12 protein-coding genes are annotated in these 10,661 nt (G+C 49.1%); 6 read left to right on the top strand and 6 right to left on the bottom strand.

Features of this window, described 5'->3' with window-relative positions; genetic code table 11:
• Both istA and istB read left to right on the top strand, forming a co-directional pair.
• Nucleotides 1–1,257 (top strand): IS21 family transposase (istA, locus tag J2X56_RS20235; RefSeq protein WP_310162078.1); only part of this gene is annotated, 1,257 nt, incomplete at its 5' end.
• Complete coding sequence (gene istB / locus J2X56_RS20230) at nt 1,241–2,011, top strand: IS21-like element helper ATPase IstB (RefSeq protein WP_310162075.1); 771 nt, start codon at nt 1,241–1,243, stop codon at nt 2,009–2,011. The genes istA and istB, both read left to right, overlap by 17 nt.
• 138 nt (nt 2,012–2,149) lie before the next feature.
• Here istB and J2X56_RS20225 read toward each other — a convergent pair whose 3' ends face one another.
• Together J2X56_RS20225 and J2X56_RS20220 are read right to left on the bottom strand one after the other, a co-directional pair.
• Nucleotides 2,150–2,893 carry an HNH endonuclease gene (locus J2X56_RS20225; RefSeq protein ID WP_310162073.1) on the bottom strand — a complete coding sequence of 248 codons (744 nt, stop codon included), beginning with the start codon at nt 2,891–2,893 and terminating at the stop codon, nt 2,150–2,152.
• A gap of 8 nt (nt 2,894–2,901) precedes the next feature.
• Complete coding sequence (locus J2X56_RS20220; protein WP_310162071.1) at nt 2,902–3,675, bottom strand: HNH endonuclease; 774 nt, start codon at nt 3,673–3,675, stop codon at nt 2,902–2,904.
• A 174-nt stretch (nt 3,676–3,849) separates the two neighbouring features.
• Between J2X56_RS20220 and J2X56_RS20215 the strand changes: the two genes are divergently transcribed.
• Complete coding sequence (locus J2X56_RS20215; protein ID WP_182993668.1) at nt 3,850–4,047, top strand: hypothetical protein; 198 nt, start codon at nt 3,850–3,852, stop codon at nt 4,045–4,047.
• A gap of 4 nt (nt 4,048–4,051) precedes the next feature.
• On the opposite strand, the gene J2X56_RS20210 is transcribed toward J2X56_RS20215, so the two are convergent.
• A complete protein-coding gene (locus J2X56_RS20210) occupies nt 4,052–4,393 on the bottom strand; it encodes a helix-turn-helix domain-containing protein (protein ID WP_182993669.1) in 342 nt (113 codons plus the stop codon).
• A 528-nt stretch (nt 4,394–4,921) separates the two neighbouring features.
• Between J2X56_RS20210 and fliL the strand changes: the two genes are divergently transcribed.
• From fliL to J2X56_RS20195, 3 genes are read left to right on the top strand one after another with little or no spacing between them, the layout of a single operon-like run.
• Complete coding sequence (gene fliL, locus J2X56_RS20205) at nt 4,922–5,677, top strand: flagellar basal body-associated FliL family protein (protein WP_310162066.1); 756 nt, start codon at nt 4,922–4,924, stop codon at nt 5,675–5,677.
• A gap of 16 nt (nt 5,678–5,693) precedes the next feature.
• Complete coding sequence (locus tag J2X56_RS20200; protein ID WP_182993671.1) at nt 5,694–6,044, top strand: hypothetical protein; 351 nt, start codon at nt 5,694–5,696, stop codon at nt 6,042–6,044.
• 15 nt (nt 6,045–6,059) lie between these two features.
• Nucleotides 6,060–6,374 carry a hypothetical protein gene (locus tag J2X56_RS20195; protein ID WP_182993672.1) on the top strand — a complete coding sequence of 105 codons (315 nt, stop codon included), beginning with the start codon at nt 6,060–6,062 and terminating at the stop codon, nt 6,372–6,374.
• 184 nt (nt 6,375–6,558) lie between these two features.
• Here the strand turns inward: J2X56_RS20195 and J2X56_RS20190 are convergent, their stop codons facing one another.
• From J2X56_RS20190 to J2X56_RS20180, 3 genes are all read right to left on the bottom strand, one after another.
• Nucleotides 6,559–6,903, bottom strand: coding sequence for a hypothetical protein (locus J2X56_RS20190; RefSeq protein ID WP_182993673.1), 345 nt, complete (start codon nt 6,901–6,903; stop codon nt 6,559–6,561).
• An 85-nt stretch (nt 6,904–6,988) separates the two neighbouring features.
• Complete coding sequence (locus J2X56_RS20185) at nt 6,989–8,131, bottom strand: site-specific integrase (protein WP_182993674.1); 1,143 nt, start codon at nt 8,129–8,131, stop codon at nt 6,989–6,991.
• Nucleotides 8,132–8,234: 103 nt separating this feature from the next.
• Nucleotides 8,235–10,499 (bottom strand): phage/plasmid primase, P4 family, encoded by a 2,265-nt coding sequence (locus J2X56_RS20180; RefSeq protein WP_310162059.1) that lies wholly within the window; start codon nt 10,497–10,499, stop codon nt 8,235–8,237.
• Between the last annotated feature and the right edge of the window lie 162 nt (nt 10,500–10,661).

The following is a 10,661-nucleotide window of genomic DNA, read 5'->3' as shown; positions in this document are numbered from 1 at the left end:
GGATATCAAGGGTCGTACGACCGTGTGGCCGCCTTTGGTAGACGATGGAAGGTGGGTCAAATGGAGAGGGTCAAATCTGCGAGCAAATCAACATATATTCCGCTCTCATTCGCTCCTGGAGAGGCATTTCAGTTTGATTGGAGCGAGGACTGGGCCGTAATTTCTGGCGAGCGGACAAAACTACAAATTGCCCATTTCAAGCTCAGCCATAGCCGAGCATTTTTCTTGAGAGCCTATTTGCTCCAGACCCATGAGATGCTTTTCGACGCACATGGACACGCCTTCGATGCCTTCGGCGGAATCCCTCGCCGTGGCATATACGACAACATGAAAACGGCTGTTGATAAAGTGAAGTCCGGCAAACAACGAGAGGTAAATGCACGCTTCATGGCTATGGCCAGCCATTATCTTTTTGACCTGGAATTCTGCAACCCGGCATCGGGCTGGGAAAAAGGGCAGGTCGAGAAAAATGTCCGTGATAGCCGAAATCGAATCTGGCAGAAGGTCCCGGCATTTGCCACGCTTGATGAGTTGAATCGATGGCTAGCAGTGGAATGCAAAAGGCTATGGAAGCAGGCTAGGCATCCTGAGCTAGACACCGCCGTGTGGGACGTATGGCAAAACGAACGATCACATCTCATGCCACTAGGAAAGATATTTGACGGTTTTGTTGAGCAGTCCAAACGCGTATCACCGACATGCCTCGTGACGCTTGACCGCAATCGATATAGCGTTCCTTCGTCGTTCGCCAATCGTCCCGTAAGCCTCCGGATCTACGCAGATCGCCTAGTCTTCATAGCAGAGGGGCGGCCGATAGCTGAGCATCGGAGGGTCATTAATCGCGATCACGGGCCTGGTCAAACAATCTACGACTGGCGTCATTATTTGGCGGTTTTGCAACGGAAACCAGGGGCCTTGAGGAACGGAGCACCGTTTTCTGAGCTCCCAACTGCCTTCAAAGAGATCCAGTCTATTTTGCTACGGCGCGCCGGCGGAGATCGCGAAATGGTTGAGATTCTTGCCCTAGTTATGTTTCATGACGAACAGGCCGTTCTAGCTGCTGTAGAAGGAGCGCTTACGAGCGGAGCGCCTTCTAAGCAAGTGGTGCTCAATATACTCAGTCGGTTATTGGATACCGGCCCTGCACCCAAAATCACAGCGCCACAGGCGCTCCAGTTGACGAAAGAGCCGACGGCGGACGTTGGACGGTATGACGCTTTAAGAGGAAAGGACGACGACCATGTCGACGCAGCCTGAATCTATGATGGAGATGTTCCGCGTCCTCAAGTTAAGAGGCATGGCACAAGCCGTGGCAGACTTAGCTGAGCAAAATTCGCCTGCATTCCAAGCGGCGCTGCCTGTTCTTTCAGATCTCGTCAAAGCAGAGGTTGCGGAACGAGAGGTGCGTTCACTCGCTTATCAAATGAAGGTCGCTAAATTCCCGGCCTATCGAGATCTCAACGGCTATGACTTCCGCGCCAGCGAAGTTAATGAGCCCTTAATTCGGAAATTGCATTCTTGCAATTTCATGGAGAGCTGGCAAAACATCGTATTTCTCGGTGGTCCTGGCACAGGGAAGACGCACTTGGCCAGTGCTATTGGCATTCAGGCTATAGAGCGCCACAACGCCCGTGTCCGCTTTTTCTCGACCATAGAACTAGTGAACTTGCTGGAGCAAGAAAAACAACAGGGAAGGGCGGGAAACCTGGCTACTCGGCTGAAGCACACAGATCTCGTTGTACTTGATGAGCTTGGCTATCTCCCCTTTAGTCAAACAGGGGGGGCTTTGCTTTTTCACCTCATCAGCAAACTTTACGAACATACTAGCTTGATCATTACAACGAACCTTGGATTTGGAGAATGGGGAGCCGTCTTCGGAGATCCCAAAATGACCACGGCCCTCCTTGATCGTCTTACCCATCATTGCCACATCGTAGAAACAGGCAATGATAGCTACCGCCTTAAGACCAGCTCAACTCGCAACATGAAGAAAGAGAGGACAACAGACTAAATCACTGCTCGAACACAAACTTCTGCGGGTCATGATTCGATGCAAAGCCAGGGTCAGTATTAAATGCAATATCACACTTGAAGAACGGAAAATTGCAAAACGGCATACGTACGTTCAACCGAAGAATTCCACAAGTAACTATCCGCGTGCAGCCTGTCTAATTTCCTGAAGTTCTTCAATGGTTCGCACTACTCCCAATCGATGAATCATTGCATGGCAATTGGGACATAACGGGCGTAAGTCTTTGATTGGATCAACCTCATATTCCTGCGCTATTTCGGCAAGAGGAATCAAATGATGCACATGGATATAACGTTTCCCTAGTACCCCATACTCTTCCTCAAAGTCAAATGCGCAGACACTACATTTAAATCCGTAGTGATCAAGGCATTTTTTTCTCGCCTCTAAATTACGCTCATAGCCGTTAATCAACACTTGAAATACTGCACCCTCAATGTATTTCAGCGACGGATCAACTTCATCAGGAGCAGACAAATTCAGGTCATCAACTGCATACCAATCACCTTCTACTTTTCTTAATAATTTATCAGTAAGAACTCTTTCAAAGCCTTTGATCGTTGAAGGCCCCTCGCCATCCATATTCTGTTTTTCATCAGAAAATATGATGCGGAAGACCTTCAAAGAATATCCCTCCTCCTCTATTAAACGAATGTGTTCTCGCGATTGAGGATAGGCCGACCGCTTACTCCCATTCCGCTTACGTTGCCATTTCTCGCTGAATATCAGAGCGCCATTTTCTTTGGTGTTTGTATCCCACGCACCAAATATGATGAATTTTTCATTGTGATTTACAAATGACCAACTCCATGTCCAGTTGTCGCACACAGCTCCGTTGGACAATATAAATTTTTTTCTATTCATTTCTTCACCTAGAAATCAGCAAACAGCTTTTCATCTTGGCACCGGAAGACATTTGCTAAATGGTCTTCTAAATAGCTCGCTTGCTCCACATTAGGTGTTACGCGAAGGTGACGTGGGATACCGCCAAGCAGAGTCTCCTCATCACTTAGCTGGTCAGAAATGCGCATCTTCCCATCTTCATCGAAGCCAATGAGCCCAGCGTCAAATAAAGCATCTAGATTTGCAACGAGTGGCAGGCCATTGTTTGGATCGAGGCGCTCGCTATCATTGGAAATACGCCACGGTTTTGCGTGAGATGCACGAAGCACCTCACTTACGGCACAACCTGTTACAGCACATTTTCCATCCCACAGCGCTAGAAGTTCCTTTCGATACTTCCCCTGCCCCAGTCTCGCCATCACGAGAGTCGCCCTAACAGTCGGATTATCCTGATGCGCGCGATCAATTTCTTCGATATCTGACTCAATGAATGCGCTCTGACCTATTTCGGAAACTTGCGTAGCGACGGTTCCTTTCGGAACGATGAGAAAACCGAGGGACTTAAACAGTCTGTGCCACTTCCCGTCTTTGACTCCAGCAAAATCCGATGGCATCAGTTCACCAAGTCCAGCGAGCCTGCTCGAAATTGCAGCTATAGCTTTTGGTGGATAAGGCCTGCCATTAACTAGCACATCGTATGTTGTGCTGTCACGAAATCCGCTGTAGCCCGGACTTTCCTCCCAAAATAACGCTGCTTTCTCAACGTGATGTTGGAGTATTTGCTTTTCCTTGCGAATTGCCATCCGTATCCCCCTTTAGAATTATATGTAGTGCATACGACAAACAAGATCGATGTGATGCTTATACTGACTAACAAGCGGCGGATATTTTGCGCGAAAGCATTGCGGTACGAATCCAGCGTTGTCTGAAAACAAAACGTAAACGATGCTTTCCCATATTATTTTCCGACAATCGAAATGGATGCACTCAGCGCCACAGAAAAGAAAACGCTAGTAGAAACAATCCAGTGCAATAGCGGTACGGATTTAGATTATTTCGGCTTCGTCGAAACCGCGCTTGCCGCTTTCGAAGACATCCCCGGCTTCGAAACGAAGTCGCCAGATATCGATTTATTAAACGATCTCTGGCACATTTATTCCCCTACCACTGAATAACAGCCTACTTCCGGCGCTTTGCAAGTTGCTTCGCCCATACCTGCAGCTGCTCCATCAGAAACAGGCGGTCCTCATCATGCAATGGCGCTAAATGCGTAATGATGCTATCTGCGAGTGCGGTGGAATTCGCGGACACTCCACCAAATAAGCCTCCTAGGGGCACATTAAGCTCGCCGGCAATCTTGTCTAGTGTTGCAATCCCGGCAGTCACTACCCCGCGCTCGATACGGGACAACGAGACCGTATCCATACCTACGGCTTCGGCCACCTCTGCCTGCGTGCGGCCCTGTGCCTTACGAGCTTCAGCGATGTTTCTTCCGATTCGGACGGCAATATCGTTGCTCATGAGATAAACATAATTTGCATAGAAGATGCAAGTTATGTTGTCCTAGGGCAGTAAAATATGTAATATCACAATATGCCTACAAAAGGCATATTACGATTATAAAATCATGGCGCATCTCTAGTTGCCTGGCGGACCTCCACCGGTGCAGCTTCATGAGAACAGAAGGAGCCTCTTTTGACCGCAGAATGTTCCATATGCAGAAGCGCAATTTCCCCCTTCGCGCGGAAGTGCCCGTATTGTCAGACTGATTTCCGATTTGATGAGGGTTATGTAATTGGCGGCGCTAACTACAGCAGCGACGTTGACCAACTGCTGGAAATCCTTGTAACTCCAGGACTTTACCTATTGGTATTGCTAATTCCTCTCTGCCTCTTGCTGGACTATTTCGACGTTCCCTTCTGGCTTGGATCAATCATCACGCTCGTATTTGGATGCGTATTATTAATAAATCGAAAAAAACTCCCCGACTTTTGAGCGGGAGGGGCGTGCGCCGCGATTCTGGAACAGACTGATTTCAAGAAAAAACCCATGCCGCAATCTACCCACAAAACTAAGCTGGTCGCTCTAGCAGCTATTGGATCTGCCCTCCTTGGGGGGGTGTTCTTCTACTTTTTTTTCCCCTCGTCGAGCGCTTCACCAAATTTGCCTGATGACCCGCGAATAAGTGATTCCATTTTTTCAAATGCGGTGGTGATTGCCGCTCATTTAAGAGATGACCCGCGATGTATTCCTTTGGGTAAGCTGATCATCGGCTACGCCGATCCTCGTCGTGGCCCCGAAGCCTACCGAGAACAAATACTTTATAAGATGACAGAGCGAATTCCTCGCGCTTGCTTCGATGAAAAGGCAACTGCCGCACCGCCTGAATTGGTCGCTTATATCAACAATACCAACCCGGCATTGCAGCAGAACAAACAGAGCCCGTTATCAGTAAGCGACAATAATCCGCCAGTCGCTAACGCTCCATCCGTGGTTCAGATTGAGCCTCTTACTGTTGTCTTGGCTGATCCAGAAAAAGCCCACTATTTCCAAACGATTTTTTCCGTCCAAGTGAGCGATAAAGAGTCCGCGGAAAAAACAAAACGTGCCATGGCGGAATTGAAGGACAGGGCCCTTAAGCTTCTGTCTACAAAAACATCTTCTGACATCACCACAGTTCTCGGCAAAGAAGCCCTGGTAAAAGAATTAGTCTCACTCTTTAATCAACCGATGTCCAGCATCGGTGGCGAGAGCATTAACGCGCAGAACATTTACTTCACGACGTTCGTAATCCAAACAGAATGAAATATACGGGGACTAAATGTACTTATTATTGTGGCTGATTTTCATCTTCGGTATTGATACATTTGCTAAGAAGGTACGGGGAGTAGCTGGCTGGCCCTGGGTTATCGGAGCCACTGTAATCAATGTCGTCGCATATCTGGCTGGAAATTTTTCAGACCTTGCCTTCACCGCTTGGACAGCCGCTGTCGGCCTAGTCACGATTATTTTTATCGTGGCCTTCACCAAAAATCCAAATGATGCCGATGTACCAAAGAAGAAATGTACTTACTGCGCTGAAACGATCAAGGAAGAAGCCCAAATATGCAAACACTGCGGCAGAGACTGTCTGCCCACTGAACTAGAGCAATCGTCATCTTCACAACCATAGCAGCGGAAGAATACGATGAAGAAAACACTCATACTGCTGGCACTCATTTTGGCCTCTAGTCAAGCATTCGCTGTGGGGGATAATCAGTTCTACACCTATGCAGAAGTCTTTGAGTCAGCCCCTGTTCATGGGAAATCTTCGCTTGATTGCATCACATGCCCTGATGTTCTTCTTGGCTATAAATTAGGCATCAGATTAGTGCAACGAACAAAAACGAATGACCTTCCGATCATCTTCGATGTGGTCTCGAAAGAGCCAATAGCGGCGGGAACATGGATCAAGGTAGGCATCAAGATGAATCTCGTTACCCCCATTAAGACCGCCCGATAAAAATTTCCAGTGCCGTTTCCCGGAAATACACACCTGCGGAGAACATACTATGGCACTCCCAATTCGTAGATGAGACTTCTCCAGCCCGTCGACGGAAACGCCACGTTTCGTGCAGTCTTTAGCTGACCTATAGCACAACATTTACTTAACCAGATTGCGGCTAAAAATCGGCAGCCAGAGAAGCTCACGGATATGGGTATAAGATCAATTGAATACCATCTACCCGCGGTCGTCCCTCCCAGTTGTAGAGAAGGTCGTATAGCTTTTTGAATTTCGGATCATCCTCGTTCCACGAAAGATCAACATACACCTCCCCGGAATATCCTTCTATCCTTCCAGAGTCAGAAAAAGGACCACACGGTTGAAAATCGATCTCCTGATCTACAAGCCAAGAAAGAATGTATTGACGAACCGCATCCTGCTCTGGCGGAACCAACAGCTTCTTGCCGGGAGAATCAAATTGAATTGTAACGGCACCACGTCTATTCGCCGCGGTAAGTTCATCGATATACGGAATCAGTAAAGGCATGAAATTGCTCCTGAAAATTATATTTATTTACTGATCGACGTACTCGTGAGGGTGAAGTGGCAGTATCACACTGCCCTTCATCACTTCAAGCTGCCTGCAATCCATCGAGCACTTGCACCGCGAGGCGACTGGCGTCGTTAGGAGCCAGATGCGCATAACGCTGGGTCATCTTCGAATCTTTATGCCCCAGCAGCGCAGAAACTTGGTACAAGCTGACTCCATTCGTTACCATCTTCGATGCGAAGGTATGCCGCAGCGTGTGAATGGAAACTTTTCCACCTTTCTCGGCAACGATATCGGGACGATTCAGACCGGCTCTGTCGATAGCCTTCCTGATTGCTTGGACGGCATATCCTCGAGCTTTACCCTCGCGGTTTTCGAACACGAATCGACTTCCGTCCCGTCGCTCGTTGGCTCTGCGTTCGATAACGGCACGCAAGCGACTCGGCATATAGAGCATATCTTCATTGCCGACCTTTGACCGATAGAGGCTAATCGTTCCTTTCTCTACGCTGATAGCAGACCAAGGGATATTGGCGGCTTCCGAATAGCGACAACCGGTATCCAGCAAGAAGACGACAAGATCGTAGTTGTCCTGCAAATTGCGCTGCATTTCTGCGGACCACGCTTCAGAACGCTTAATACCGCTTCTCTGCGTATTAACATCGAGCGCGCGCAGCAATGCCGCCTCTTCTTCCGAATCGAGATATCGCAGCCTAGAATGCGTTTTAAGCGTGGGGAAATTAATCTCCTTATTAACTCGGAAACCAAGCCGCGCCATCTCGTTAATAGTTGAGCGAATCAATCCAATTTCATGCTTGATGGTCTCAAATGAAAGGCGTTCGGATTTACGCGCTTGCACCAGACGTTCAATGTCCTTCGTCTGGACATCATGCAGGTCCGTTGTGCCCGGCAAACCATAGCAAGCAATCTTTTGCTGGGTCTTCGGTTGCAGTTTGTAGCCACAAATCTTGCGAGCCATGCCTTGCATCCCCTTGTAGTACGAGGCAGAACGTCGAGCATTAACATATTTGTTGAGCGCGTCCTCCAGCGTAATGGTCTCTGCCTCTCCGAGGAAGACTTGACCATGAACTTTATTGCGCATTTCACGCTCGACTTGTAGCGCCTTGGTTTTATTGGCCGTACCGGTTGTACCGGTATAGCGTTTGCCGTTTACTTGAAATTGGTAGTGCCAGCGAGAGCTGTTTTTTGGCTTATGGAGAGACATGTGAATCACCGTTATTAGAAGTCAGTGCTTGCACCATCCGTTCTCTTCAAGTTGAAGAGAACGGATGGGCTGAACAGAAGAGAACAGAGGACAACTACTCCTTCTAGCCCTCGTCGCTTTCTTCATCGGTGATTGCAGAGATCCCCATCATCGTAGCGGCTAGTCGACGGAATTTCGCTCGCCGCTCATCCTCCTCATCGGTAATCAGCCCGCTCGAACGCGCTGATTGGTCGTACTTAACGAGGTCTACCTTGCTCACGTTATCGCGCAACGTCAGACCGAGATATACGATTTTCGGTGTCTTCTTAGATTTGAACCCATGCTCCGCGAGTTTCCTACCAAAGCGATTCTGGCTCCAGCTCCAAGAATGGTAATTCTTCGCCCATTCGCTGAATGACGCATACAACTCAGCGGAGCTAGCCCGATACTTGCTGTCAACTACGACATGCTCGGCCATCCAAGCCTTGAGGATGTTCATCTCGGCTTCATACTCCTCAGTTGCTCTAACGACCGCCTTCGGCGATGTCAGGCCGTGCTTCTGCCATTCCAGGCAACCCTTAATCGCCCAATTCAAGATGCCGGGGGCCTCTTCCCGCAACTTGTGTTCCAGCTGGGGATCCTGATCTTCTTTCTTGATAGTCATCTCAAAGGGGATGAGTCGCAGCCGACGATAGAATCCGTGGCCTCCGCTCTTTGCAATTGGCTTATGGTTTGCCGCCAGAAACAACTTGAACGCCGGCAGATATTCAAACATCCCCTGATAGAGCCGCCGCGCAGTAATCGGCTCGCCACCCGTCAACGACTTGAACAAGCCTTCGGCAAAAGCTTTGCCGTCATCAACTTCGCTCAGGGCGACGAACCGTTTTCCACGCAGACGGGCGAGATCTTCGGAAGGCCCATTGCTAGAGCGATTTTGCTCCAACAGCGTCTCACCGGCTGCTTGAGCGCCGTAGTCGCCAACCACAGCACGGACGATATTCAGAAAGGTACTTTTCCCGTTTGCACCATAGCCGTAGAGGAAGAACAGGCATTGCTCCGAAACCGAACCACTCAACGAGTAACCAACGGCCTTTTGCAGGTACTCAACCAGTTCCTTATCCTTCTTCATGATCTGCATCATGAAGCTCTCGAACAACGGGCAAGTTGCATTTGGATCATAGGTTACTGGCGATACCTGGGTGATGAGCATTTCGCGCTTCGCCTCCTTGAATTCCCCGGTTTTCAAGTTGATCACGCCATTTTGGACGCCAAACAAGAAACGATTTCGATCCAGGTCGTCGATGGATACCGCGATATTTGGTTCAGACTTGAAGAGCTCAATCATGTGCTGCAACTTCAACGCACCTTCACTTGCGCTAGCATGGCGCTTCATCTCTTTGCGCAGGTTGTCGTCAGCGACTTGATCGGCTTCGACATGTAGTTCCATAGGAATAGTCTTTGCCATCGCTACAATGTCGAGATTGTTGATTTCCATCCAGTAGTTGCCTGTCCAGATCAACCACTGCTTAGTCTCGACGACGTAGCGGATATCGGCGCCATACTTCATGGCCATACGTTTGGCATTGCCCATGTCGGTGAAGTGCGTGCTCTTTTGGTCTTCATAGTTGCGGAAGACGTTATCGATAATGTGCAGCACCTCAGTATTTTCCAGCGGTGGGTCACAGAAATCGTTGTTGGCATCCATGACCAACTCCGTAACCTCTTCGCGGGAAGCCCCTTTCTTCAACTGTTTCATCGCCAATCGCATGAGCTGGTCGTTGCGACCACCTTGTGGGATGGCGTCAACGGACGCCTCCGCGTCCTTATCCTTTTTCTGACGGGACTTTGCCCAGGCAATCAGGGCTTCAGGTGCTTCAGCAATCAGCACAGTATCGTCAACCCATTCGTAACTGGTTCCAGCAATGACGGAAGGTGCTGCAACGACATAGCCACCATCCGCGCGGATATCAATGCCAGGCATGATATTCGTACGATTTCTCAACTTGGTATCGAGGGGGAGACGGAAATACAGATGCAGACCGCCAGAGGGAGTCTTCGCTGTCAGTGTTTCAGCGAAAGGAATGTTTTCGCGCAGGTAAGCGAGCGACTCCATGCCTTTCGCTTCGCCTTTAACATCAACATCTACGACGAAGAAATTGAGGCCTTCTTGCTGCCCGGTCGCAACACCGACGTTTGCCCAAGGCATGGTACGCGCCCAGGAAGACACTTGAACCGCATCGTTGGTTGCTTGCTTGAAGCCGTGCTCTACGGCTGGATTTTTCCCGCCATGCACCAGCGGGAATACCTTGAAACCGCGCTCTACGAGGGTAGACGCTGAGAGGAAAGGAGTAGCTTGGGAATTGGGGGAAGTGCTTGCGTTTTGGGACATGATTCACTCGGGTAATAACCGAGTATGCCCACAGTGCAAGCAGATGAATTGGGCACACTCGTAGTTGGAAATACAAAACGCCAAAGGGCGCTTCGCATCCAACTAGAGGTTATACCCACCGAGTAATCTAAACTTCAGACCTGACTTGAATCAGACCATCTT

Source organism: Herbaspirillum sp. 1173, from assembly GCF_031455335.1.
Taxonomy (GTDB): Bacteria; Pseudomonadota; Gammaproteobacteria; order Burkholderiales; family Burkholderiaceae_D; genus Herbaspirillum; species Herbaspirillum huttiense.
This window is presented reverse-complemented; position numbering and strand designations above follow the sequence as displayed.

What these genes read in the sequence shown, in the direction of transcription:
- istB (WP_310162075.1), top strand. Translation starts at nt 1,241, where the DNA reads ATGTCGACGCAGCCTGAATCTATGATGGAGATGTTCCGCGTCCTCAAG.
- J2X56_RS20225 (WP_310162073.1), bottom strand. Translation starts at nt 2,893, where the DNA reads ATGAATAGAAAAAAATTTATATTGTCCAACGGAGCTGTGTGCGACAAC.
- J2X56_RS20220 (WP_310162071.1), bottom strand. Translation starts at nt 3,675, where the DNA reads ATGGCAATTCGCAAGGAAAAGCAAATACTCCAACATCACGTTGAGAAA.
- J2X56_RS20215 (WP_182993668.1), top strand. Translation starts at nt 3,850, where the DNA reads ATGGATGCACTCAGCGCCACAGAAAAGAAAACGCTAGTAGAAACAATC.
- J2X56_RS20210 (WP_182993669.1), bottom strand. Translation starts at nt 4,393, where the DNA reads ATGAGCAACGATATTGCCGTCCGAATCGGAAGAAACATCGCTGAAGCT.
- fliL (WP_310162066.1), top strand. Translation starts at nt 4,922, where the DNA reads ATGCCGCAATCTACCCACAAAACTAAGCTGGTCGCTCTAGCAGCTATT.
- J2X56_RS20200 (WP_182993671.1), top strand. Translation starts at nt 5,694, where the DNA reads ATGTACTTATTATTGTGGCTGATTTTCATCTTCGGTATTGATACATTT.
- J2X56_RS20195 (WP_182993672.1), top strand. Translation starts at nt 6,060, where the DNA reads ATGAAGAAAACACTCATACTGCTGGCACTCATTTTGGCCTCTAGTCAA.
- J2X56_RS20190 (WP_182993673.1), bottom strand. Translation starts at nt 6,903, where the DNA reads ATGCCTTTACTGATTCCGTATATCGATGAACTTACCGCGGCGAATAGA.
- J2X56_RS20185 (WP_182993674.1), bottom strand. Translation starts at nt 8,131, where the DNA reads ATGTCTCTCCATAAGCCAAAAAACAGCTCTCGCTGGCACTACCAATTT.
- J2X56_RS20180 (WP_310162059.1), bottom strand. Translation starts at nt 10,499, where the DNA reads ATGTCCCAAAACGCAAGCACTTCCCCCAATTCCCAAGCTACTCCTTTC.